21 protein-coding genes are annotated in these 24,914 nt (G+C 51.5%); 13 read left to right on the forward strand and 8 right to left on the reverse strand.

What is annotated here, in order from left to right:
- Positions 1–29: 29 nt before the first annotated feature.
- Entirely contained in the window at positions 30–1,253 is a 1,224-nt protein-coding gene (locus OXI60_04995) for an extracellular solute-binding protein (protein MDE0309171.1), read from the reverse strand.
- Positions 1,254–1,559: 306 nt separating this feature from the next.
- On the opposite strand from OXI60_04995, the gene dsbD reads away from it, so the two are divergent.
- The 9 genes from dsbD (at position 1,560) to OXI60_05040 (ending at position 10,481) form a co-directional block, all read left to right on the forward strand.
- On the forward strand, positions 1,560–3,458 hold the full coding sequence (gene dsbD / locus OXI60_05000; GenBank protein MDE0309172.1) for a protein-disulfide reductase DsbD: 1,899 nt from the start codon (positions 1,560–1,562) through the stop codon (positions 3,456–3,458).
- The gene (locus tag OXI60_05005; protein MDE0309173.1) at positions 3,455–3,997 is read left to right on the forward strand and encodes a TlpA disulfide reductase family protein; all 543 of its coding nucleotides are present in this window, start codon (positions 3,455–3,457) and stop codon (positions 3,995–3,997) included. Before dsbD ends, OXI60_05005 begins: the two co-directional genes overlap by 4 nt.
- A 125-nt stretch (positions 3,998–4,122) precedes the next feature.
- A complete protein-coding gene (aroQ, locus tag OXI60_05010; protein MDE0309174.1) occupies positions 4,123–4,578 on the forward strand; it encodes a type II 3-dehydroquinate dehydratase in 456 nt (151 codons plus the stop codon).
- A 3-nt stretch (positions 4,579–4,581) separates the two neighbouring features.
- Positions 4,582–5,022 carry an acetyl-CoA carboxylase biotin carboxyl carrier protein gene (accB, locus tag OXI60_05015; GenBank protein MDE0309175.1) on the forward strand — a complete coding sequence of 147 codons (441 nt, stop codon included), beginning with the start codon at positions 4,582–4,584 and terminating at the stop codon, positions 5,020–5,022.
- Positions 5,019–6,371, forward strand: coding sequence for an acetyl-CoA carboxylase biotin carboxylase subunit (accC, locus tag OXI60_05020; GenBank protein ID MDE0309176.1), 1,353 nt, complete (start codon positions 5,019–5,021; stop codon positions 6,369–6,371). Before accB ends, accC begins: the two co-directional genes overlap by 4 nt.
- Complete coding sequence (locus tag OXI60_05025) at positions 6,368–7,231, forward strand: 50S ribosomal protein L11 methyltransferase (protein ID MDE0309177.1); 864 nt, start codon at positions 6,368–6,370, stop codon at positions 7,229–7,231. The genes accC and OXI60_05025 overlap by 4 nt, the downstream gene beginning before the upstream one ends.
- Before the next feature lie 115 nt (positions 7,232–7,346).
- Positions 7,347–8,549, forward strand: a complete 1,203-nt coding sequence (hemA, locus tag OXI60_05030) for a 5-aminolevulinate synthase (protein MDE0309178.1) — start codon at positions 7,347–7,349, stop codon at positions 8,547–8,549.
- A gap of 112 nt (positions 8,550–8,661) precedes the next feature.
- Positions 8,662–9,687, forward strand: a complete 1,026-nt coding sequence (locus tag OXI60_05035; GenBank protein MDE0309179.1) for an LLM class flavin-dependent oxidoreductase — start codon at positions 8,662–8,664, stop codon at positions 9,685–9,687.
- Between the two features lie 23 nt (positions 9,688–9,710).
- A complete protein-coding gene (locus OXI60_05040) occupies positions 9,711–10,481 on the forward strand; it encodes an alpha/beta hydrolase (protein MDE0309180.1) in 771 nt (256 codons plus the stop codon).
- A 20-nt stretch (positions 10,482–10,501) separates the two neighbouring features.
- On the opposite strand, the gene OXI60_05045 is transcribed toward OXI60_05040, so the two are convergent.
- On the reverse strand, positions 10,502–10,747 hold the full coding sequence (locus OXI60_05045; GenBank protein MDE0309181.1) for a hypothetical protein: 246 nt from the start codon (positions 10,745–10,747) through the stop codon (positions 10,502–10,504).
- Positions 10,748–10,905: 158 nt separating this feature from the next.
- Between OXI60_05045 and OXI60_05050 the strand changes: the two genes are divergently transcribed.
- Positions 10,906–11,589, forward strand: a complete 684-nt coding sequence (locus tag OXI60_05050) for a DMT family transporter (GenBank protein ID MDE0309182.1) — start codon at positions 10,906–10,908, stop codon at positions 11,587–11,589.
- Between the two features lie 369 nt (positions 11,590–11,958).
- Positions 11,959–12,993, forward strand: a complete 1,035-nt coding sequence (locus OXI60_05055) for an aromatic ring-hydroxylating dioxygenase subunit alpha (GenBank protein ID MDE0309183.1) — start codon at positions 11,959–11,961, stop codon at positions 12,991–12,993.
- A 230-nt stretch (positions 12,994–13,223) separates the two neighbouring features.
- On the opposite strand, the gene OXI60_05060 is transcribed toward OXI60_05055, so the two are convergent.
- From OXI60_05060 to OXI60_05080, 5 genes are all read right to left on the reverse strand, one after another.
- Positions 13,224–13,985 carry an SDR family oxidoreductase gene (locus tag OXI60_05060; protein ID MDE0309184.1) on the reverse strand — a complete coding sequence of 254 codons (762 nt, stop codon included), beginning with the start codon at positions 13,983–13,985 and terminating at the stop codon, positions 13,224–13,226.
- 20 nt (positions 13,986–14,005) lie between these two features.
- Positions 14,006–15,640: a choline-sulfatase gene (gene betC / locus OXI60_05065; GenBank protein MDE0309185.1), complete on the reverse strand. Its 1,635-nt coding sequence runs from the start codon at positions 15,638–15,640 to the stop codon at positions 14,006–14,008.
- A gap of 227 nt (positions 15,641–15,867) precedes the next feature.
- Positions 15,868–16,968 (reverse strand): cell division protein ZapE, encoded by a 1,101-nt coding sequence (gene zapE, locus OXI60_05070; protein MDE0309186.1) that lies wholly within the window; start codon positions 16,966–16,968, stop codon positions 15,868–15,870.
- A gap of 210 nt (positions 16,969–17,178) precedes the next feature.
- Positions 17,179–18,792 (reverse strand): 5-guanidino-2-oxopentanoate decarboxylase, encoded by a 1,614-nt coding sequence (locus OXI60_05075; protein ID MDE0309187.1) that lies wholly within the window; start codon positions 18,790–18,792, stop codon positions 17,179–17,181.
- A 381-nt stretch (positions 18,793–19,173) separates the two neighbouring features.
- Positions 19,174–19,977 (reverse strand): phytanoyl-CoA dioxygenase family protein, encoded by an 804-nt coding sequence (locus OXI60_05080; GenBank protein MDE0309188.1) that lies wholly within the window; start codon positions 19,975–19,977, stop codon positions 19,174–19,176.
- Positions 19,978–20,153: 176 nt separating this feature from the next.
- Here OXI60_05080 and OXI60_05085 point away from each other — a divergent pair, with 176 nt between their 5' ends.
- Entirely contained in the window at positions 20,154–21,830 is a 1,677-nt protein-coding gene (locus OXI60_05085) for a hypothetical protein (protein MDE0309189.1), read from the forward strand.
- Positions 21,831–21,879: 49 nt separating this feature from the next.
- Here the strand turns inward: OXI60_05085 and OXI60_05090 are convergent, their stop codons facing one another.
- Complete coding sequence (locus OXI60_05090) at positions 21,880–22,749, reverse strand: TauD/TfdA family dioxygenase (GenBank protein MDE0309190.1); 870 nt, start codon at positions 22,747–22,749, stop codon at positions 21,880–21,882.
- Positions 22,750–23,044: 295 nt separating this feature from the next.
- Here OXI60_05090 and OXI60_05095 point away from each other — a divergent pair.
- On the forward strand, positions 23,045–24,914 hold a 1,870-nt coding region (locus OXI60_05095), incomplete at its 3' end, for a hypothetical protein (protein ID MDE0309191.1).

The raw sequence follows: 24,914 nt of genomic DNA on the forward strand, positions 1-24,914 counted from the left end.
GACGTTAACTCGTGAGATATCGCAATTGTCTATCGCCAACCTGCGCGGTCCATGATCTTTACCGCTTCAGAGTTCAGTTCCCCAAGCTTTCCCATTTCCAGATCATCTGCGGCGAATGTACCGAACTCTGTAAGAAGATCGGCCCATGGAATTTCGGGTAGAACCGGATACTCATAGTTGACCCGTGCGTACCATTCCTGCGATTCGGGTTTGAGCATATAGTCCAGCAGACATTGTGCGTTTGCCGGATGCTTGGCATGTAAAGTGATTCCAGCACCACTGACGTTGACATGTGCTCCGCGGTCATTCTGGTTCGGCCAGATGATTCCGACATCATCGGCGATGGCAACGTCTTTTGCGACCAACCGCCCGAAATAATAACTGTTGGCGAGGGAAAAATCGCATTGTCCGGCTGCCACGGCTAGTATCTGGTCAGTGTCACCGCCCGTTGGCGGGCGGGCAAAATTCCCAACCAGTTGTTTTGCCCACGCGAGAACATAAACCTTCGCCTCGGCGTAAGGGTCTGTTTGCTCACTTTTTGAATCCAGTTGTCCCCGCGCCCACTCCAATGTTTCCTCATTGAGCCATCCGGGCGAACCGGACCGTTCAAGATGGCCCGGCATTGCGGCGATCATTGCCGCAACCAAGGACTGGTTGTAGATACTTCCGGAAGATCTGATGCACAGTTTACCCGCATTGTCGGGATGCGCGAGCATTTCATATGAACTTGCCGCGGACTGATCAGCGCGTTTACGAGAGTAGTAAATCGGTCTCGCCCGTTGCGACAGACCAATCCAGTATCCATCGCCATTGTCAACACCTTGATCTCGAAGATGGCTCGGTACTTTGTCGGCTATCGGCTTCGGAATCGCCCGCAGCACATTTTTGCTTTTCGCACGGTGCAGGCGACCCGCGTCAACAGTAATGAAAACATCCGCTGGCGTTGCCTTTCCCTCCAACTCGATTCTCTTGAGCAGTCCATCCGCCTTTCCGGTCACCAGATTGATCTGAATTTCCGATGAGTGATGATTGCTGAATGCTTCCTGGAAGTTTTGCAGCAGTGGAAGAATCAACGCCTCCTTTCTCGCGGAGTAGACGTTGATCACCGCATTTTTCTCGAGTGCATCTGCGGCGACTGTCGGACAGGGATCCTGCGCACTCGAAGCCTGACTGAATACCGAGATTGCGGCCAGCGCACAGGTACACAGCACCCTGATCTTACTTTTCGAGAAATCCAATAATTTGTTGTTCATCTGAATAACCTCCATGCAATCTAGAAAACAACAATAGTAATGATAAACATTATTATTACTATGTATCAACAAAATTGTTGCAAGGATGCTGGCCCGGGATGCTCTCAATTATTCGTCTCTTAACCGGAAATCCGACATTTCAGGTTTACAATAGCGACATTGACCAGATCGGACAGGCGAACACGGATTCCGGTCGGGCTATCAGAATTTTTCGAATATCACTGAAATCATCACGAGTGCCTCAATAAATACAAACCCAATCGCCGTGAACCTCACTGCGATTTCATCGCGTCAATGTCCGCTGAGATGATTGCCAGAATTACTTTCGGTTTACTGATTTTCGTGCTTGCCGCCGCGTCGTTCGGGCAGGATGATGAAGAATTGCTTCCACCGGAGGAAGCGTTCGCGTTCAGCAGCGAAATCGACGGCGATGAACTGGTTGCGAGTTGGAATATCGCAGATGGGTACTATATGTACCAAGACAAGTTTGCTGCCGTATCCCTGACAGACGGAGTTGAGGTTCGTGATCTGATTCTACCGGCAGGCGAGACGAAAGATGACCCGCTGTTCGGTGAGGTCACTGTCCATACCGAACGGGTTGAAGTCCGTATCCCCATTCACGCAGACGATTCGGTCCGAACCGCAAAACTCGAGGTATGGTCGCAGGGTTGCAATGAGCCGATTGGCGTTTGCTACCCACCGAACAGGAACGAAGTGACCAAACTGCTATCGTTCATTTCTCCCGCTTCCGCAGATACCGCTGCAAACGAAGCATTCGAGGCCGCCCAGTCTTTCGGTGAGTCCGAACCCAATGCCTTGGAAAACCTGTTTTCCAACATGCCGGTGGTGACAGCCGATAATCTGCTTGATGTTGACGAGGCGTTTGTTCTCAACGTCTGGCAGGTGGATGGAGAGAGTCTTGTAGCCGCATTTGATGTGACGCCAGGCTATTACCTGTACCGTGACAAATTGGTATTCGACATCACCGGTGATGCGATGGGCCAGCGGCCCGAACTGCCTGCAAGCGTTCTCATGGATGACAAGTTTTTCGGTCCGACCTCAATCTATCCGGAAAACTTCGATGTCAGGATACCGCTGACCCGTGCCAGCCCGAACCCCGGCAAACTGCTTCTTACCGCAACCTACCAGGGATGCGCCAAGGACCTGATCTGCTATCCCCCGGTCACAAAGACATTCGATATCCGACTGCCGTCACTGGTCCAATCCGCATTTGCCGATAGCACATCGCCGCCCGACAGCGGATCCGGTGCCGGCGATGCCCGGGACGGCTCGGCCTGGTGGCTTCTTCTCACAGCACTCGGAACTGGCATTCTGCTGACATTCACGCCGTGTGTGCTGCCACTGATTCCCATCCTGTCTTCGATTGTGGTTGGCAGCGATGCGTCGAACGCCGGGTTGCGCGGTGGAGTCCTGTCGATTATCTATGTATCGGGCACAATCGTCGCCTATGCGGCGGTCGGTGCGGTCGCCGGCGCTACAGGAGATCAGTTGCAGGCTTATTTTCAGAATGCCTGGGCGATCAGCATCATGAGCGCGGTATTCGTGCTGATGTCATTGTCGCTGTTTGGCTTTTATGAGATCCGATTGCCAAGCGCGTTCGAATCTCGGGTACAGGAAAGCACAATGAGAATCGGTGGCGGCAAGGCCGGTGCCGTGTTTGTGCTTGGCTTGCTGTCGGCACTTGTCGTCAGCGCCTGCGTATCACCCTTGCTGATTTCAGTCCTAGGGGTTGCGATTGCCAAGGCTGATCCCTACCTCGGGGCGTCCATGATGGCATCCATGGCACTTGGAATGGGCGCGATCCTGATTGCAATCGGTTTCGGTTTTGGTGTTGTGCTGCCCAAGGCAGGACCTTGGATGGACCGGCTCAAACAGGCCATGGGTGTGTTGATCCTCGCGGTTGCGATCTATCTTCTTGGCAACATCCCGCAGGTGCCGGTATTGGCACTGTGGGCAGTGCTGTTCATCATTACGGGCGTGTTTCTCGGCGCAACCCAGCCACTGCCCGAAAATCCGAGTGGCTGGAAGCTGCTCTATAAGGGACTCGGTCTGGTTCTCGTATTCTGGGGCGCGCTTTCGCTGATCGGTGCGGTGATGGGCAACCGCGACGTAATGCAACCGCTTTCGCAGTTCGCGACAAGTTCTCAGGGTGTCATCGCTGAATCAGATAGAAGATGGGTTTGACTGATACCAGAAAGCTCGTTGTTGTGACAACGATGCTCGCAGTCGCCGTGACCGCACTTGTCGCAGGCGTGATGTGGCAACGCCATAGTTCGTCAACCACCATATCCTCCATCGGAGCAATTGACGATCTTCGCGAATATGAGAGCAGCTGGCGGGTAATCAACGGCGAATCTTCGATTCTGGTGGACGATCTGAAAAATAAGACGGTCGTTCTGAATTTCTGGGGGAGCTGGTGCCCACCTTGCATTTCGGAGATGCCGCTTCTGGATCGGTTCAATACGGAACACAGCGAACAGGGTGTTCAGGTTGTGGGCGTGGTCATTGACCGGGAACAGGCCGCGAAGGATTTTCTTCAATCCAATCAAATCCGGTTTCCCTCGCTCATCGCAGAAATGCACGTCACCGATGAATTGATGGAGTTGCTGGGCAACGATGACGGTGTGTTGCCTTATACAGTGGCATTCGGCCGCACCGGTGAACGAGTGTATACACATGAGGGCCCGCTGAAGGAGGAGGATCTGCTAAAGTTGATCCAGTGAGAGCGGGTCTTTCCCCTGGCTTGTATTTTGGGGAAAATGTAGTTAAAATCACCGAAAACATCTCTAAATGCCACTAAATTGAATATAATTGAACTGGTAACCAAATACCAAATCAGCGTTTTCCAATGTCGAATATTCTAGTATTGCATGGTCCGAATCTGAATCTCCTGGGTACCCGGGAGCCTGAACATTACGGGCGGGTCACGCTTGAGGAGATCAATGAACGGGCTGCGCGGATTGCAAAGGACGCGGGATTCGGGGTCATCGCGAGACAAAGCAATGCCGAACACGAGATTGTAAATGTGTTGCAGGATGCTGTCGCCAGCGATGTGAGGTTTGTCGTATTCAATCCCGCCGCCTACACTCATACAAGTGTTGCGATCCGGGATGCGATGATTGCATCGGACATTCCTTTTGTCGAGGTTCACCTGTCCAACGTTTTCAGTCGCGAGGAGTTTCGCCATCATTCCTACCTTGCCGATATCGCGCAAGGAGTGATTTGCGGATTTGGTGTGCAAGGTTACGAATTCGCCATGCAGGTGGCCGTCAACCATCTGCGAATGGAACAGGAAGGAGATTAGGAAATGGATCTGCGGAAGGTTCGCAAGCTGATTGAGATCTTCAACACTTCCAAGCTCAGCGAGATCGAGATTCGTGAAGGCGAGGAGTCGATCCGGCTTACGAGAACCCCAACCATCACACAGGCGCCGTACGCTGTGCCTGAAGTCCAGCCGGCGGTTTCGCCGGCCCCCGGAGGCAGCCAGTTTGATGAGCAGGAGGACAGCGATACATTTGCGGTCGAGTCGCCAATGGTTGGTACATTTTTTGCTTCCGCCTCCCCGGACGACTCACCTTTTGTGAGTGTGGGAGACAGTGTCAGTGTCGGAGACCCCTTGTGTCTGATCGAGGCGATGAAAATCTTCAACCAGATCGAAGCGGAGCAAAGTGGTACGATCGTCAGGATTCTGAAACAAGACCACGATCCTGTTGAATTCGGTGAACCGATTTTTCTCCTCAGGGAATGATTAGCAAGGTCGTCATCGCCAACCGGGGCGAGATCGCGCTGAGAATTCTTCGTGCCTGTCGTGATCTTGGCATATCTACAGTGGCGTTGCACTCCGACATAGATGGCGAGGCCAAGTATGTCAAACTAGCCGATGAGTCAGTGTGTATCGGTCCGGCCCCGGCTCCCCGAAGCTATCTGAATATTCCCGCTGTGATTGCCGCAGCTGAGGTGACGAACGCCAATGCCATACACCCCGGCTACGGATTCCTTGCGGAAAATGCGGATTTTGCGGAAAGAGTGGAACAAAGCGGTTTCACCTTCATCGGACCGTCCCCCCAGGCGATCCGCACCATGGGGAACAAGATCGAAGCGATCCGTACGATGAAGAAGGCCGGGTTGCAATGCGTCCCGGGATCGGGCGGCGCGCTTGGGAGTGATATTGACGAGATCAAGGTTGAGGCAGCGAGGATTGGATATCCGGTGCTGATCAAGGCAGCTGCCGGCGGTGGCGGAAAAGGGTTGCGACTCGTGGAAAACGAGTCTCAGCTTCAGTCTGCATTGGCTCTGTCCGTCAACGAATCAGCAATGGGGTTCGGGGATTCAACCCTTTATCTGGAAAAATTTCTGCACAACCCCCGCCACATAGAGATTCAGATTCTGTCAGACCAATATGGAAATGCTGTACATCTAGGTGACCGCGACTGCTCGATCCAGCGGCGCAGACAGAAACTGATCGAAGAGGCACCTGCATTTGACATCAATGAGGAGTTGCGCAACCGACTCGGGCAGCAGTGTGTCACGGCCTGCAAGGAACTTGGCTATACCGGTGCCGGCACTTTCGAGTTCCTGTTCGATGGCAGGGAGTTTTACTTTATCGAGATGAACACGCGGGTGCAGGTGGAGCATACGGTTACCGAAATGGTGACGGGGATCGACATCGTCAAGGAACAGATCAAGATAGCCGGTGGTGCGAAACTATCGTTCAGGCAGGAGGAGATTCGGATCGACGGCCATGCGATCGAGTGCAGAATCAATGCCGAACACCCGCAGACGCTGATGCCTTCACCTGGCAGGATAGTTCGCTATCACCCGCCTGGAGGCCCAGGCGTCCGGGTCGACTCGCACATATATAGCAACTACGAAATCACACCCCACTACGACTCGCTCATCGCCAAGGTCGTCGCCCACGGTCAGGATCGCAGCGAAGCGATTGCCCGGATGAGAGGCGCACTGGAGGAATTGGTCGTCGATGGCGTCGCGACAACGATAGAGTTGCACCAGGACATTCTGATGAGAAAGAAATTTCAACGTGGCGCGATTGACATCAATTATCTTGAGCGCATTTTTGAAAAACAGATCAGTTCGTGAGTGGCTCAGACTACACCAGTGTCGCAATCTGCTGCGGCTACGACATGTCGGGCAGCGTAACAGAGATCCTGGAAATTTTCGCGACTTGCTCTGTTTCCATTCTGGCACCGGATAACGACAATCGCACCACTGTCACCGCGCTCTATGAGCCGGGCAGCCTGGATCTGGAGTTGCTGTTCAGCGAACTCGAACCACTCGCACAGGAAGATGATCAGTTTCGTATCAAGCAGGAAATTGTTCGCGATCGGGACTGGGTGAGGGATTCCCAGAACGGATTCAAGCCGATACTGATCAGCGGCCGGTTGCGAATTTGCGCACCATGGCATGAAACTGACGCTTCTTCAACCAACAGTTTGATCATCAATCCTGGCCTGTCATTCGGGACCGGACATCATGCCACCACCAGAATGTGTATCGAGTTCCTAACCGAGCGTGTGTTGTACGACTGTGAAATTGTCGATTTCGGTTGTGGCAGTGGAATTCTCGCACTGTCAGCACTGAAACTGGGCAGTCGATTCGCATGGGGTATCGACACCGATTGTGTTGCGCTTGATGAAAGTACCGACAACGCCGACCTAAACAATCTGGGATTCAAATTCATCGCCGTGCATCCAGATGATTTTCTGTCGGATGTCCAGCCCGATGTCGTTTTGGCGAATCTTCATCTTGACGCATTGCTGGAGCTGTCCGAAACCCTGAAGTCATTGGTTTATGATGACGGCTGGCTGGCCATGTCCGGTGTTTTACGATCACAGGTGAAACCGGTCGTGCACGAATACGAGGATACCTTTGATCTGAACGTCAGACACGATGACGACTGGGCGCTGATTTCCGGCAGGAAAAAGACTCAGACGACCTGATCCCATGCGAAGGTGGTTCGTCTGGTTGCGAGCGGAAATGCTTGCACACGCATGGTGTTCGTTATAATCCGACTGGTAAAATGCATTTGGCACTTCAAGCACGATTTGAGAGTTCATGAACTACGATAAGGTGCTGGCAGATTCCCTCGAGCGGTTGAAGGTAGCGGGTAACTATCGCGAGTTTACCGATCTCGAGCGGCATGCCGGACGATATCCGCACGCAACAGATCATTCGATTGGTCGTGAGATCACGATCTGGTGCAACAATGACTATCTTGGGATGGGTCAGCATCCCGATGTGGCTGATGCCATCTGCAAGACCGTAAAGGAAGTCGGAGCCGGAGCTGGCGGTACTCGCAACATTGCGGGCACCAGTCATCCGCTTGTAGAGCTAGAAGCCGAACTGTGCGGCCTGCACGGTAAGGAAGCCGCTTTGGTGTTCACTTCCGGATACGTCACGAATTCCACTGCGCTGAGCACGCTCGGGAGACTTCCCGGTATGGTGCTTTTTTCTGACTCCCTGAATCATGCGTCGATGATCGAGGGTGTCCGCTTCGGCAAGTGTGAGCGACATATATTCCGCCACAATGACCTGGATCATCTCGAGGAGCTGCTGCAATGTGTCGATGCGGATCGTCCCAAACTGATTGCTTTCGAGTCAGTGTACTCGATGGACGGCGACATCGGTCCAATCGAGGAGGTCTGCGATCTGGCGGACAAATACAACGCACTGACCTACCTGGATGAGGTTCATGCTGTCGGCCTGTATGGTGAGTCAGGTGGCGGAGTTGCGCAAAGAGATGGTGTTTCCGATCGAATTGATATCATTCAGGGAACGTTGGGCAAGGCTTTTGGTCTGATTGGAGGATATATCGCCTCAACCTCATTGCTGGTTGACTATGTCCGAAGTTTCGGCAGCGGGTTCATCTTCACCACGGCGATGACGCCTGCGAACGCCGCCGGCGCTCTGGTGAGCATTCGGCATGTCAGGCAGAACGTGCACCTTCGAATCAAACTCCATAGCAATGTCAACACACTCAAGTCGAGGTTGCGGGAGGAAGGCCTTCCATTGCTGGAAACTCCTACCCATATCATTCCGGTCATGGTGCGGGATGCCAATCTGTGTCGCACGGCCAGTCACAAATTGTTGCACGAACACGGTATTTTTGTTCAGCACATCAATCACCCGACAGTCCCGGTCGGAACGGAACGACTGAGAATTACACCGACACCCCTGCACACCAGCGAGATGATCGAGGACTTGGTGGTTGCCTTGGTTGACGTATTCGACTCGCTCGGGATCAAGACAGACAAATAGAGTCTTGACTTTTGGTTGCCTGATGTTCAGCCATCCGCTGCCGGCGAAGCTCAGGCTATGATCAAAGACGCGACCAGATCGGCGACAGCAACTGGCCGAGAGGACTGAACGGATGGATTTCTGTATTCAGTTGTCGGCCGACTATCCGGATAAGTCATACGGTGGTAATCGGGTTTATCGGGATATGATCGAGCAGGCGGAACTGGCGGATCGGCTGGGATTCGAGTCAGTTGCCATTACCGAGCATCATCTGATCAACTGCCTGATGATGCCGGCACCGTTGCAGTTTGCGGTGAAGATTGCAGCACACACCCAGCGCATCAATGTCATTACCGCGGTGGTTGTTCTCCCATTGCATGACATGCGCGTGTTCGCAGGGGAAGTTGTGGCGGCAGATATTTTCACTGAGCAAAGGTTGCTGCTGGGTGTCGGGCGCGGCGCCTATAAGTTCGAGATGGAACGACTGGGTGTGCCGATTGTGGAAACCCAAGCGCGGTTTGATGAGTCTCTCGAGGTGCTTCAGACCCTGCTTTCGGATGAAGAGGTATCGTGGAAAGGGCAGTACTATAATTTTGAGCCGCTGACGATCATGCCGCGTCCGTTGAGTCCGGGCGGGCCACCGATGATGATCGCTGTCGTCAATCCCGCGAATGTCTACATTTACGCAAGGAAGGGCATGCATATCCAGACAACGCCTCTTTCAGGCAGTCAGGAATTGCTGGAAAGGCAGGTGGAGAGTTTCCGGCAGGCGAAGAGCGAGCTCGACGACGCGGCGGACGACATCACGCTGACTCTTTCCAGAGTCGCTTTCATCTCGCGAAACGAACGCGACCGTCGACGACACGTGGAAGCCGCTCATGCCTACTACCGTCGGTTTGACAATGTGTTTACCGGACCCGGTATCGTTGATGCCGGTATGATTCGGGCGCTTGAGCGAAATCAGACCATGGAAGAGTTGGCGGAGAATGTCCTCATCTGTTCGCCGGCCGAGATGGTTGACAGGGTTGCACCTTATGCGGAACTCGGTATTGACCGGATGGTATTTAATATTAATTTCGGGGTCGGGCAGCAAGAGCAGCTTGAATGTGTTCAAGCGCTGGGAGAGGAAGTCATGCCACACTTTGCCAATCAATCCTGACTCCTGGATGGGCTGCAGTAACGATGAGCAATGGAGAATTCAGTATTGAGGGACGGGGACCGCCTCTTTTTCTGATTCACGGAATCGGCTCCGCGCGAAGTGCCTGGCGGTTGCTGCTCCCGGTTCTGGCACAGCAGTTCACGGTCGTGACTTACGATCTCAGGGGGCACGGCAGTTCAGCCCGGCCGGACGGCGAGTTTGGATTGGATGATCTGGTTGAAGATCTGGAACAGATTCGAAAGATGACGGGAATCGATCAGGCTCATTTTGCCGGACACTCTTTGGGCGGCATGATCGGACCGGCCTATGCCAGGAAGTATCCCGATCGGGTGTTGTCACTGGGACTGCTGTCCACCGCTGCCGGCCGAACCGAGGATGACCGCAGCAAAGTCTGGAGTGTTGTTCATGAGATGGAACGCAAGGGTATTGGAAATGTCTTGCAGACGATGACCGAGAGATGGTTTACAGCCCGGTTCATTGAGCAGCATCCGGAAGTGGTCAGGGCACGATTGAAACAGGTTATGGATACCGATGCGGAGGTCTTTCTCAACGCCTTCAGAATTTACGCGGGGACGGAAATGCTTGCGTGGTTGCATGAGATTGTACAGCCGACGCTGATTCTGACCGGTGAGAATGACGGTGGATGCAGCCCTCGTCTCAATCGCAAGATCGCGGACAAGATTCCAAATTCCAAGCTGGTGATATTGCCGGACTACAAGCATTCCATTCTTCTTGAAGCCGGTGAGGAAGTTGCAGTTCACATAGTCAGATTCATTCAGGACTTGAATTTGTGAGTTGGCATGAAGTCAAAATTTCAGCCTGACGAGCAACCGATCTGTGATTTGCCCAACTTGGTTTCGACAGCAATTTTGTCATAGGTAATTTCCTGTCTCAACCCTGCGCGAGTTGTTGCGTTCAGCAAGAATCGGATTGTCTTGATGCCTTTTGATTGGTAAAACTGCCCGATCATGCCCGCGCCGATTTCAATCCGAATGTCAACTCGCACATGGTTCATGTTGATCGTGCTGTCGGTCTTGTGGGGTGGCTCGTTCTTCTTCAATGAAATTGCGCTGGAGGAAATTCCACCGTTGACGCTTTCGATGTTACGTGTCAGTGGTGCAGCGATTGTGTTTTGGATTTATGTACTGGTAACGAACCGTCATATGCCTCGCAATCTGCGTTTATGGCGGGCATTTTTGATTATGGGTGCATTGAACAATGCCATTCCCCTTTTCACTGATCGCATTCGCTCAAACGGAAATTTCCTCATCTTTGGCGTCCATCATCATTTCTGCGACTCCTCTTTTTGTTGTGGTCATTGCGGCTGTCGCGTTATCGGATGAACGGTTGACCGTGCAGCGTCTGATCAGCGTCACAATCGGACTGACCGGTGTTGTAATCATGATCGGACCATCGGCTCTTCGCGGAATCGGATCTGACGTGATCGCACAGTTGGCGATGTTGGGGGCGGCATTGTGTTACGCATCATCGACAGTTTACGCAAGAAGGTTCAAGGAGGAAGGGTTGACACCAAGCGTACTGGTTACAGGTCAGGTAACGATGTCTTCGTTGCTATTGATACCGACGGCACTGTATTTTGATCAACCACTTTCGATCGGCATTCCTGGCGGTGATGTGGTCGCCGCTGTATTGGGTGTCACATTGCTCTCCACAGTGTTGGCTTACATTCTGTATTTCAGGATATTGTCAGCGTCGGGAGCCACCAATGTCGCATTGGTTGCATTCCTGATTCCGGTATCTGCCATTCTTCTCGGAGTTGGGATTCTCGGTGAGTCCATAACTGCGATTCAGGTGCTTGGAATGGCTTCGATTGCGCTGGGGCTTGCAATTATGGACGGTCGCTTGATTCAGGTTCACAGACTCAGGCGTTCTGGTCTTTGATCAGTGGGAATTTTGAATCTGCCTTGGCCGTGCTGGAAGATTCTATTGGCCTTTCATCTGTTTCAGCATTGTGTTCCTGACTGCGAATTCTGACTGATATGAGCGCAAATCCGGCAGATAGTCATACTGGATTGAAATGACCCTCGGTGGATTTCTCGGCTTGGGGAAGCGCCTGCAATCAATTGACGAGACAATCAGCTTCAGATGGCGATGTGGTCAATCTTGTACAATCGAATCCTCCGATGACCGATAGACGATACAATCCTTGCAATCCAGGGAAATTTTCAATTGACTTGTCGATTGCCCGGCTGGCGGTCAGATCTTGACCAACAAGTTCATATTGGTCCATTAACTTAATTTTGACGAAAGATGATCACCGAGACCTTATCTGCCGATTGGTATGTCAATTCGGATGTTTACCAAAAAGAGCGGGAGCGAATCTTTGCTCCTGCTTGGTGGCTGATCGCTCCTTTGCGGCAGCTCACAAATCCCGGCGACTATGTCAGCGACAGAATCTGCGGCTGGCCGGTATTTGCCATCCGGTCTGCAGATGGGCAGTTGCGTGCCTTTATCAACATATGCCGTCATCGCGGAGCAAGTGTATTGCCTGAAGGTGCGGGAACAGCCGAATCGATTCGCTGTCCCTATCATGGTTGGCTGTACGACGATCGCGGTCAATTGCTGAAGGCACCGAAATTCGGTGCGGATCCGAAAACTGACTGCAACACGCTATCGTTGCGGGAGATTGGACTGCATCTCTGGAACGATCTCGTTTTTGTCAAGATCAAGCCCGAACTTGGAGTGGATTTCACGGAATGGATCGGTGAGGTCGATTCATTATGCCAATCGTTCGCGAGTCCTTCTGATCTGGACTACCACGGTGAATTTACTGTTCGCGGTGATCTCAACTGGAAGACGTATTGCGATAACACTGTCGAGGGTTATCACCTGAATCTGGTTCACCCCAGACTCGGTCGAGCACTTGCACAAGGAGGAGTGGAACTATTTTCCGTTAACGAAGGTCGTTCAGTTGCTTTTGACGTCACACATGGAAGCGATGGTGGCGGTGAGTTTCTTCGCGGGCGCAAAGGGATGTGGATCTATCACTTCCCCGGATTGCAATTGGTTCTGGGACAGAATATTTTCAAGGCCGAACGGGTCGAATCCACGAGTCCGACAACGGTCGTCTCAAGAAATTGGGCCTGGTATTCGGGACTGAGCGCGGCCGAAAAAGACGATTCGTTCCAGTGGGCGAAACAGATTGTCGAGGAAGACTTCAGCATTTGCAGTCAGGTGACCCGGAATATGCAGTCGGGGGCATATCTACCCGGGCCGTTGTCCGGTGCGATGGAAGTCCATGTCGCGCGATTTCAACAGATAGTCCGAGAAGCCCTGACTGACTGATCGTAGCGATATGAGCTGCCGGGTGACCGCGAAAGCCGTTGAAACCTGACAGGACCGAATCAACAGACTTGACGGATTGCTTGTGTGATTTATTCGTCGAGAGACGAGCGAGTAAAATAGTTCATTTGAAGCAGACGGTTTCTCACAGGTGTCGCGGAGTCAAATCACTTCCGAAAGCTTGAAAAATAGGCAATAATGCCGCAACAATTGCCGTTGCTGGATTGCGTGGGCTAACGGCCTCCCGTAATGTCCAATATCGTACCAGTGCTATAGGATGCTTTTTCGGAAAGCAGCCAGATGATACCCGCGGCGACTTCTTCCGCGCTGCCCACCCGGGACAGCGGGATCATGTGCCTTATCTGTTCAAATCTCTTTGAACCTCCGACACTGTCATGCATGTCGGTATCGATGAATCCAGGTCGTACGGCATTGACTCTGATGCCCTCACCGGCAACCTCCTTCGCGAGACCGATTGTAAAAGTGTCAATCGCAGCTTTTGAGGCCGCATAGTCGACATAGTCATTGGCGGCTCCCAATCTCGCGGCTCCGGATGAGATGTTGATGATCGACCCGCCATTCCCACCGCGGTTCGTGGACATTCTTCGGACGGCTTCACGGGAACATAGGAAGGTACCGACAACGTTCACATCGAAAATACGCCTGATTCTTACTGAGTCGAGATGTTCGACGCGGCTCAATGGGGCGAGAATCCCAGCATTGTTGACAAGTGCTGCGATCTGACCGACTGTGTCATCCAATTTCCTGAACATGTCGACCACCTGCGTTTCCTGCGAGACATCACACTGGAGTGCGTGCGCCCTTCCGCCTGAATTCTCGATTTGGCTGACGACCCGCCTTGCTGCGTCCTCCCGTTCTGCGTAATTGATGACGACGGTGTAGTTGTGTTGAGCCGCCGCAATTGCAGTGGCTGCTCCGATGCCCCTGCTGCCGCCGGTGATCAGGATGACTTGATCAATCTCTTTGCTAGTCAAATCGGCTGAATTCCCGCATGTCAGAGCGTAGTTCTCGGGAACCTTCGCTTGTCGCCGATTTCGTCAAGTTCTTTGTGAGACCGGATGTAATCGTCTGTAGCATTTCGGAATGGTTGGAAGTCCCATGAACTTGTTCGGCTTTTGCTTTCGATCTCCTGAATGAGCAGTCGAGACTGTTGATTGGCAATGACCTGTTCGCGAATCTCGTTCAAGTTCCACCTGCTCCGGATTTGTTGTGTGAACGAATCGACGGTGACTCGATAGTCATCTTTCTCGGACAGATTATCGAGTTCATGTGGATCGTCTTCCAGGTTGAACAGCATCGGAGGTTCTGACTCACTGAATATGAACTTGAAGTTTCCTTCGCGGATCATGACCATCGGTTCAATCGCACACTCGGCAGCGTATTGGGAAATCACGCAGTCGTCACCTCTTGCTCCGCTTTCAGTCATCAGCGGGTAAAGACTGGTACCGTCGATTGAATCCACACCCTCACCCCCGCTATCCTTGCCTTCGGTTGCGATATCGATCAACGTTGGCACAAGATCAATTAATGAACAGGCACTGTCAATTTCATTCCGGATGATCCCGGGACCCGCGGCAATCAATGGTACTCTTGCCGCGTGCTCATAAAAGTGCATTTTGTACCAAAGTCCTCTTTCACCCAACATGTCGCCATGGTCCGCAGTCACCAAGATGACTGTGTTTTCAATGAGCCCGGTGACTTTCAGTGCGTCAAGAAATTGCCCTATCTGGTCATCGATATACGAAACGTTGGCATAGTATGCGTGTCGGGCATTTCGCATGGACTGTTCGTCTGCAGCATGCACGTCAGCCTGGATGCCGCGAAGGATTCGTGTGCTGTGAGGGTCCGCGCTGACTTCCGATGGAGAAAGAGCTGGCAAGTCAATCTGATCGTGCTCATACAGGTCCCAGTACTTGCTTCGTGCGACATATGGATCATGCGGATGTGTGAACGAGACAACCATGGCAAACGGTTGCTGTTCAGGTTCGCGGGCATAGTCAAACAACTTTCTCATTGCATGAAAACCCACCTCGTCGTCGTATTCAAGCTGATAGGTAATCTCGGCCGTTCCAGCCTCATGTACACTGCTCATGTTGTGGTACCAGACATCGATTCTCTCATCCGGCTTGAGCCAATTCGGAGTCCAGGAATAGTCTGCCGGATAGATATCGGTGGTCAGGCGCTGCGAAAAACCATGCAACTGATCCGGACCTACGAAATGCATCTTCCCGGACAGGCAGGAATGATAGCCAAGCCGTCGAAGATAATGGCAAAACGTCGGCACCGATGACGAGAACTCTGCAGCATTGTCGTACGCTTGGATCCCGAACGGCAACTTCCCGGACATAAATGAGAATCGGGCCGGTGCACACAGAGGCGAAGGTGTGTATGCGGCGTTGAAGATACATCCGGATTCAGCGAGGCGGTCCATGTTCGGCGTTTTGACCAGTTCATGGCCATACGCGCCGGTAAAGTGCGGAGCTAGCTGATCCGCCATCAATATCAGGATATTTTGAGCTTTTCGCGCAGGTGCCATCAGATCAGTTTCACCATCGACGTTCGAAGGTCCTCGACCATAAACCGAAAATGGCCAATTGTGCAGGTGGTACCCGCGGTAGCGAAGCGCCACCAATTTGTATTGCGTACGACTGGAGGACGATTATGTCTCATTGTGTCAACACCTTGGACCACATTTGCCATTTCGGTGATTTCGGTAATAAATCGCTGACCGTATTATAGGCTGACGCGAAGCCTCTCGACGCGCACGAAGTAATCCACCGCCTGCGGGTGTGAACCGGCAGACCTTGTCGGTCATCGCACCGTGATCGACACGCAGATTCTCGGATCCATGTCGGCTCATTGTCCACAATGCATGCGGGACAGGTATTTTTCCGACTGCATTTCGTGCAGTCGACTGGCGGTACGTTCGTATTCGTGTACCAGTCGTGTTCCCGTGTAAAGCTGATCGATCGACTCCGAAGCGGAAATGATCAGGTGAACGCCTCGGTCATAGAACTCATCGACAAGCTCTATAAATCGACGTGCCTGATTTTCGAACTCCCAGGTCAGGAGGGGGATTCCTGTCACCATGACGGTGCGGTAGAGATTGGCAATCTCGATGTAATCCGCCTTCGAGCGCGGACCATCGCAAATTTCGGAAAATTCAAACCAGATCACATGGTCGGCGTGTCCGAATGTTCGTATCTGCCGCCCCAGAACTTCCAGCTTGCCCTGTGCTCTGGGCGATCCTCCACTCACCCGTCTGTAGTCGGCATCAAGCGCCGCGTCGGTCTCGGCTCCCAAGGTGCTGTAGTACAGAGTCTGTCCACTGAGCGCGTCAAGTCTATGGTCGATTCCATCCTCAATCCTGATCACATTCATTTTTTCGTTGATCAACTTAATGGCAGGAACGAACCGATCCCGTTGAATGCCGCCCGGGTACAGGTCATCGGGTCGGGTATTTGATGTTGTGACGATGATTACACCATTGTCGATCAGGGATCTGAGCAACCCCGAGAGAATGACGGCGTCGCCGATGTCCAGCACAAAGAATTCGTCCAGACAGAGCAGACGATGTTTGGCGGAAAAATCCTTGGCGATTTTCTCCAACGGGTTGCGCATGTCTCGCATATGTTTGAGAGAACCGTGAATTCCCTGCATGAATCGGTGGAAATGCACGCGCTTCTTTGAGGAGAGTGGTACTGTTTCGTAAAAGAGATCCATCAGAAAAGTCTTGCCCCGACCAACACCGCCCCAGATATAGATTCCTCGAGGCTGCATCGATTTTTTCCCGACCAACTTCCGGATGAGACTGCTACCGAATGTTCCCTTTTTTGCCGCGAGCTGGTCGGACAGCTGCTGGAACTGCGCAAGTACATTCATTTGCGCAGGATCAACAGACGATTCCATGCGTTGCATCTCGCTGCGATATCTTTGCAACAAATCCTGATCGGACATCAGCGAACTACCTTGGAATCAAAAGTGAATACAGAAATTTCACGCATGATGGTACGCAATTTCAATCGATCATCGAATCAATCTCAGAGCACCCTGCGCTCTGGCGGGCATTGAGCTGTTGCGAGGAACGGATCGCACAGCAGTGACAGTCCTGAAAATTGGATTGCGCTGGAATTCTCCACAGGCATCAATCAGACCTTGACGGAGAATCTACTGGGAAGTCAACCAGTCGTCGTCTTCCAGCACAACGATGATGGAAGGACCCTGATGCCTGAGGGCTTCGTCCAGAGCACAAACGAAAGAGTCGCGGCTGTGCACTGTCTTTCCCGGGCAGCCGAATGCTTCGGCCAGCTTGATGAAGTCGGGCGCTTTGGGATTGACGCCGATTTCGGGTATGCCCCGTTTCACCATGCCGTCTCGAATCATGGCGTAGCTGTGGTTGTGCCAGATAATGATCGGAATGCAAAGTGATTCTTCTACCGCAGTGGCGACCTCATTGACCGTAAACATAAAACCACCGTCACCGACCAGCGCTACAACAGGTTGATTGGGGACCGCGAGTTTCGCACCGATAGCACCGGGAACTGCGCAACCCAGAGTTCCAAATCCTGCCGGGTAAAACCAGCTACGCGGCTGCTCTACTTTCATTGCGGCCGTTCCGGTGTAGACGATTTGGGCAATGTCTCCCATGATGACCGAGTCGTCAGGCAGCACTGATCGCATTGCGCTGAGCAGTTTGACGTGCTGTTGCTCCACTTCGGTGTATTCGCGGTGCTGCTCGGCGCGCACTTGTTCAAGCTCTGCGAGAATGTCCCGACTACTGCCAGTGAAACTGTTTTCTTGCAAGTCGGCAATCAACATCTGACAGGCTGCCTTGGAATCACCGTGAACCGCGACAGATGCAGGGAAGGCGTCATTGAATCGAGAAGAGTCAATGTCAATCCGTATGACTTTTCCGTTTACGGGCAAGTCGTAAATGAAGCTGTCAGCTTCGGCCAGTTCGGTACCGATCGCCAGCACCACGTCTGCCGTTCCCAGGTAGCGCTGTACGGCAGGGCTGATTATTCCACCACCCAGACTCAGCTGATTGGAATCTGGAACGATGCCCTTGCCGGCGTTGGATGCAATGACTCCTGCACCCAGCAGACTGGACAGGGAAGTGACTTCTTCCGAAGCATGCTGAGCACCGCCTCCAACCACAATGATCGGACGAACCGCAGTCGTCAGCAACGCGGCCGCCGACTGAACTGCCTGTGCGGTCGGTACCGGTCTGTCTGAACGCACACAGACCTGCCAATCGTCTTCGACTGGCATTTCCATCACGTCGATTGGGATCGCAATATGTACAGGGCGCGGTCTTTCAGAGTCAAAAACCGTGAAAGCCCTGGCGATCAGGTCCGGTAACTCATCGGGGTTATGCACCATCGCGCTGAATGCCGTCAAAGGACGGGTAATGGCGCACAGATCCGTCGTTTCGTGCAGTCGTCCCCAACCCTTGCCCAGCGATGGGCTGTCATTCGCGCTGGAAATGACAAGCATCGGGATTGAGTCCGCGAAAGCCTGGCCGATTCCGGTGGCTGCATTGGTGACACCCGGACCGGTGATCAGAGTGCATACTCCGGGCCTTCCGGTCACCCGCGCATACCCGTCTGCCATAAAACTTGCGCCTTGTTCATTGCGTGGAGTTACCGAACGAATACCACTGCCTTGAATACCGCGGTACAACTCCAGTGTGTGTTCACCTGGGATTCCGAACACCACCGAGATGCCGTAGCGGGCAAGCAATCGCATCAATTCCTGTCCACAGGTCCTGGCCATTGTCATGTGTGCCTCCGTTTCCGAGTCAAGCGGAGTTCTTACGTATTTGCTGAGAAACCATACCGAACGCTGTCGAGCAAGTCGCTTTGTTCAATTACAACATATATTCCTAAAGCGTTCCAAAATCAATCGCTTAAGTAACCAAAAAGGCAAGCACCTGTGTGAATCCCGAGAATCTTCTGCCGAATGAGTGCTCTTTCAGGTACTGCAAACTCATGAATCATTGTGGTTGCAATCGTGTTCAAGGTGTCAGGTTGTCCGTCATCTTCCTTCGCGAACTTGATAGAGAGTATGAACGTGCCGCGCACCTTGTATTGTCCTATTGATGGGAGTCGCGCATGTCGAACTTGAGGCCGGCCCTGACAGCAGTCAATCGCCAAGTGGCGCTCAAGCGCGGAAATGCACTGCTGGATATTGTTCGCTGTCTAACAGTTGCCCGTCTTCAAGATGAGGATTGACAATGATCTGATTGACTTCCTTATCCGAATGGTAAGTCATACCGTCTCCGGTGTAGCGCACCGCATAGCCCCTGCGCATGCCGGTTGAGGTGTTCGCTTTGGCGCCGTGAACCGTCATTCCATCAAACAAGATCACGTCACCCGGTTCCATTTCCCAGCTGATGACGTTGTAGTTGGCTCGTTCCGCCTCAAAATCCGGCAACGGCTCGAATTGAGTTTCAGTAGCTTTGTAAAAGTCATCTTGACTGCCGTCCTTCTTCACAGTGAACGGTTGATACCACTTCTCCCACAAGTGTGAACCGGCAATGAACTCAAGCGGTCCGGCATTGAAACCGATCCGGTCGAGTGCCAGCCAGACGGTGATGGCACGACCGTTTCGAACCGGCCAGTAGGGCAGGTCGTTGTGCCACGGCGTCGCCGGATCGCCAGCGGATTTGGCAAACACCTGATCGTAGAGCAGATTCACCTTCGACGAGTCCATAAACGCAGCGGCAATTGCCGGCGCCACAGAATCAAGACAGTAGTCTCGGCAGGTATCTGCTGTCTCCCATACCCTTTGGCGATGAAAGTAATTGTCCGCCCGACTGAGAGATTGGTCTGCACAAACGCGAAGATCAGAAATCCACGGTTCCCCGATCACCGATTTCAACAGGACAGCACCATCCCTATGGTAGGCACTGTACGTATCGGGCGGCGGCGAGAACTGACCACTACTCAAACCATTTCCACCCATTTTTTCTACCACATTAACAATTGATGACTTGACCCGCGAACATTGCACACATCGCACGAAGTACAGCAATGCCGTTGCTTTCAGCGAATCGGTTTAGCTATCGATTGAAAGGTAAGGAAGTATACTGCACTGTGCACAACAGATTGGTGTGGTTTGATCGCTGGAGTCCATACACAATGAGTCACCCGTATAACCTAGGCGAATATTTCGAATCGATCAATATAACCGGCAAGGAACTGGATACATGGTTGAATCGCGGCATGATTTGGCTGTACGGATTTGATCTGGAAATGTCCTTTCGGTGCTTCAGGCGAGCCGCTGAAATCGACCCGAACGACGCCATGGCGTACTGGGGAATGGCGTACACCTCGGGCATCTACTACAACAAGCCCTGGGATCGAATGCAAAAGGATGAACTGGCTGACAAATTGCAGCTAACCTATCAATACTCCAGACAAGCGAAACAAAAGTCCGCCCGTGCATCGGATTGGCAGAGGATGATCATTGATGCCTTGCAGGTACGCTATCAATCACCCACACCAGTTGAGTTCGCACACTACGAGCGTTGGAACGATGACTATGCGAACGCGATGCGTCTGGTTTTCGATGCCCATCCGGAACATGACGATGTAACAGCACTATTCGCTGAAGCGCTGATGACGCGCACACCTTGGGCACTTTGGGACTTGAGATCTGGTGACCCGTCACAAGGGGCATCGACGTTGGAAGCGATCGAAGTCCTGGAAAAAGGCATGGAGCGAATCGCCAAGACCAAAAAGGTGCCACATCCCGGGATACTGCACATGTACATTCATGTGATGGAAATGTCTCCATTTCCCCACAAGGCGCTAAGGGCCAGCGATCATTTGCGAGAGCTTGTTCCGGACGTAGGTCATTTGTGTCATATGCCTTCTCATATTGACGTACGGTGTGGTCACTACTACGAGGCTGTCGTAGCAAACGACAGGGCATCAGCGGCCGATCGGAACTACGTCAGAAATGAAGGTTTGATGAACAATGCGGCACTGTCGCGAATTCATAACCTGCATCTGAAAGTCTATGCAGCGATGTTTCTCGGACAATATTCCGAATCCCTGAGTGCCGCGGAAGAAATGATCGAATCTGCTCCAGAGGAGTTGCTGAGAATTGAGAATCCGGCCATGGCCGACTGGGTCGAAGGGTATATCGCAGTCAAGGCACATGTCTACATTCGTTTTGGACGCTGGCGCGACATCATCGATCACCCACTTCCCGAGGACTCGGAACTTTATTCAATGACAACTGCGACATGGCGATACGCCAAAGGCATTGCTCATGCCGTACGCGGAGAGGTTCAACATGCACGTGCCGAACAAAGAAAGTTCCAGGACGCGGTCAAGCGTGTCCCTGAGACTCGCTACCTGTTCAACAACACATGTCTGGAAGTACTGAAAATTGCTGATCAGATGTTGAATGGTGAATTGCAATATCGACAGGGGAATTACGACGAGGCCTTCAAGTGCTTGCGCAGAGCCGTCTATCTGGACGATAACCTGAAGTACGATGAACCGTGGGGATGGATGCAACCCGCCCGTCATGCGCTCGGCGCCCTATTGCTTGAACAGGGCTATATCGAAGAGGCGCGACAGGTCTATATGGACGATCTGGGTCTTTCTGATACATTGGTCGGCACCTCACAGCACATCGACAATCCATGGAGCCTGCATGGATTGGTCGAATGTCTTGAGCGGTTGGGCGAGGACCAGCAGGCTCGAATGTTGAGCGCCAGGTTGGACCTGGCCAGGGCAAGAGCGGATGTACCGATCAGCGCATCATGCGCCTGCCGGCTTAGCCATCACCCTTGTGATGGGTAGCGCAACCCTAGAAAACCTGAGGCAAGACCCAATCTGAACCGATGATCGCTCAGGCAGCCTGTTTGTAGGGTTGCTTGAAATACGGCCGGTCACCGACGATTGTCACACGATTCATGATTCGGTGTGTTGCGCCATAATCATGCGATGCATAATGCTGAGTACAACGATTATCCCAGAATGCAACATCACCCACCCGCCAGGTATGACGAACCTGAAAATCCGGCAGTTGGGAATGGTGATGAAGAATCTTCAGCAGCCCCGCGCTTTCCGGCTCCGTCAGTTCATTGATCCGCGATGTGTAGTACTCGTTGACATACAGCGCTGTCCGGCCGGTTTCGGGATGGGTCCGCAGTGCCGGGTGAGTCATGAGCGGGAACGCTTCTTTCAATTCTTGCAATCGCTGCTCTCCATTCGGCTGCATCCTCAAAGAGGTTCCCCAACCTCTTTCGATTGAATGCTGAGCAGTCAGCGACTCGAGCATGATTCTGATCGGTGCAGACAGAGTGTCATAGGCGGCATACATGCTGGCGAATAGGGTATCGCCACCTGAATCCGGGATTTTCCTGGCGATCAGGATGGAGCCCATGGAAGGAGCTTCCTGATAGGTTACGTCGGTATGCCAGTAGTGTTCCGCATCATGCGAGCGGCCTTTTGACTCGATGATGGTCAATCGAGGATCGTCATCCTTGCGATCAAACACCGGGTGGGGCTCATCCAGTTCACCGAAATAGGAGGCAAACCGCAAATGCTCAGAGTCCGAAACCGACTGATTCCTGAAAAAAATCACGCTGAATTCGAGCAGCGCGCTCCTGATTTCTGAGATAACCTGCTTTGACAGCGGCTGACTCAGGTCGACACCGTCAACGAAAGCACCCAAGTGAGGTGATCGACGCTCAGTACTGATATGTTTGTAATCCATAGTCATTACCTCAGTTAAGTTGGCCTGGCTTTTAATTTTAACCGAAGTTCGCGTCGGTTGATTCGCGTCGGTGTGGTACAATTTTCATGAGATTTGCCCTGTCTGTGTCTTGGTTTTGTTTCACCCATTGGGTGAAACGTGTAAAGTTATGAAACCTATTATACCGGCAGGGCTTTTCTTGTTTTTGACCTTGTCTAACGAGATTTCAGGGGACTTCCAAATTAATTGAATGTGCAAGAAAAATGCCACATTAATTAGCCTGCCACAACATTGAGACTTTAACCTCCAAAATCAAATGGCGCAAATAGTCGAAAAATTCGCACATTCGTTAAAGAAATTAAAGATCAAGCAGAATCAAGGAAAACCCGCTCCAAATAAGCCTTGCCTTCTTCTTGCGGTATTTGATCAATTTGAAACGACTGAAAAAATCGAAAACAAGTTTCGATATGAGCCACGTTTACTGGCGCGCTTCGACCGATATTATCAGGTTTGTGGTCAACGTGGAGAGCGACGATCTGTTTCCCATCCTTACATCCGCTTAATTAAAGACGGCTTTTGGCACGTTTATGACAAAAGTGGAAATTCTCTCGAACAACTAGACAATTCAGATATTGATAAGCTTGCTGACAAAGGTTCTAAAATCACTGAATTTGTTGGTTACGCGTCGTTCGACAGTGATTACTTCGAGTGCCTTAAAAACCGGAATATACGAAATCAACTTCGCTGTGTTTTGATCAAAAAATGGTTGCCGGAACTTGAGGGGGAAATTGGCAATGTTATTCGTGAAGTGCAAGGTGCACCAGATGAAATAACTTCAATTACCCAAAGTCCGAATAATCGAATTGAAAATGGCATTGATGATGTTGTGGGTTCAGAAATTGGGAGGCTTTCGGAGAGGGAACGCAATGTTTTGACTCTGCGATACGGCTTGCAGGGCAATGCTGTACATACACTCCAAGAATTAGGCGACTTGCAAGGTTGCTCGCGTGAGCGTATACGACAAATTCAGTCAAAATCAATCCGTAATCTGCGCAAATCACAATGTAAACACATTTTCAGAGAATATCTTATGTCTCAGTGCCCGCAAATTTGGCATTGTTTAAGTGATGGCAAAGCATTCATTTTGGCTAGTGGCCTCAAGGAGAACCAAAATAGATTGTCCAATGAATTACTGTTTGCCATTGAGGTAACCTTCGGAAGCTTAAAAAAATACTTGTCTGAAGTTGGAAATCATATTCGAGGTGGCTGGAGTTTCTATGAAGTTTCGCACACTTCAATATCCAAAATTTTGCAGCCGGTTGTTGATCATTTGAATGCAAATTCCGGAATTTATGAAACTACAGTATTAGGCAGTCATTTCGGTATTAACGTAGATATTATTGAGTTTGCGCCAGCAGTTTCAAAACAAATCAACATTTACGACAATTTTATTTTTACAGGCTATTTCAGTCCTCGCAAGCGTAGGACAATTTATCTTCACAAAATTCTATCTGAATCTCCCGTTCCGTTTATTGATCTTTGGATATTAAGGAAACGTTACCTAGATATGTGCTCAGATGATCACTGTACTTATCGCGATCTCCAAATTTGTTTGGAAACTAACAAGAACCTATTCCTTAGAATTTATGATAACTATTGGACTGCCTTGCCGCTAAATCTGCACGACATTTCTACTGCAAACATCGGTACAGCAGACTATAAACACACTTGGGATGAGCTTGAGCAGAGGGATGGAACTGGACAGTTAAGTGGATTAGCAAAATTTTTGTGGGAACATATATTTGAGTATGGACCGCAATCGCTTAAAGAACTCCAAGAAGCTTGTGCTAAGAAAGATGCGCTTTGGAACAAGAACAGCGTTATACCCACTATGTTTGCTTCTGGTCAATTTGTTCGGGTGTTACCTGGAATCTTCGGAATAATCGAACATGTTCGTAGCTATAGGAATTCCGAAAAGATGTTGGATGTAATGAAAAACGACGACCGCATCAATCAATACGTGATGGCGCGAAGAGCGGGTGAGCCTTCTGATTGGTACGTTGGCTGGGGATTTCATTTGGAGTACGAACTGGTTCTGTGGTCAAGAAAACACGCCTCTCAAGCTACATATTGTATAGGCTTTTATTTGATGTGCGTCAGCACGCCAAATAAAATCATTGAACTGA

The sequence above is a fragment of the Acidiferrobacterales bacterium genome (genome assembly GCA_028820695.1).
Classification (GTDB): Bacteria; Pseudomonadota; Gammaproteobacteria; order Arenicellales; family JAJDZL01; genus JAJDZL01.

Coding starts and splice junctions, on each gene's coding strand:
- OXI60_04995 (MDE0309171.1), bottom strand. CDS start 1,253: ATGAACAACAAATTATTGGATTTCTCGAAAAGTAAGATCAGGGTGCTG.
- dsbD (MDE0309172.1), top strand. CDS start 1,560: ATGATTGCCAGAATTACTTTCGGTTTACTGATTTTCGTGCTTGCCGCC.
- aroQ (MDE0309174.1), top strand. CDS start 4,123: ATGTCGAATATTCTAGTATTGCATGGTCCGAATCTGAATCTCCTGGGT.
- accB (MDE0309175.1), top strand. CDS start 4,582: ATGGATCTGCGGAAGGTTCGCAAGCTGATTGAGATCTTCAACACTTCC.
- accC (MDE0309176.1), top strand. CDS start 5,019: ATGATTAGCAAGGTCGTCATCGCCAACCGGGGCGAGATCGCGCTGAGA.
- hemA (MDE0309178.1), top strand. CDS start 7,347: ATGAACTACGATAAGGTGCTGGCAGATTCCCTCGAGCGGTTGAAGGTA.
- OXI60_05035 (MDE0309179.1), top strand. CDS start 8,662: ATGGATTTCTGTATTCAGTTGTCGGCCGACTATCCGGATAAGTCATAC.
- OXI60_05040 (MDE0309180.1), top strand. CDS start 9,711: ATGAGCAATGGAGAATTCAGTATTGAGGGACGGGGACCGCCTCTTTTT.
- OXI60_05050 (MDE0309182.1), top strand. CDS start 10,906: ATGCCATTCCCCTTTTCACTGATCGCATTCGCTCAAACGGAAATTTCC.
- OXI60_05055 (MDE0309183.1), top strand. CDS start 11,959: ATGATCACCGAGACCTTATCTGCCGATTGGTATGTCAATTCGGATGTT.
- zapE (MDE0309186.1), bottom strand. CDS start 16,968: ATGTCCGATCAGGATTTGTTGCAAAGATATCGCAGCGAGATGCAACGC.
- OXI60_05075 (MDE0309187.1), bottom strand. CDS start 18,792: ATGACAATGGCCAGGACCTGTGGACAGGAATTGATGCGATTGCTTGCC.
- OXI60_05080 (MDE0309188.1), bottom strand. CDS start 19,977: ATGGGTGGAAATGGTTTGAGTAGTGGTCAGTTCTCGCCGCCGCCCGAT.
- OXI60_05085 (MDE0309189.1), top strand. CDS start 20,154: ATGAGTCACCCGTATAACCTAGGCGAATATTTCGAATCGATCAATATA.
- OXI60_05090 (MDE0309190.1), bottom strand. CDS start 22,749: ATGGATTACAAACATATCAGTACTGAGCGTCGATCACCTCACTTGGGT.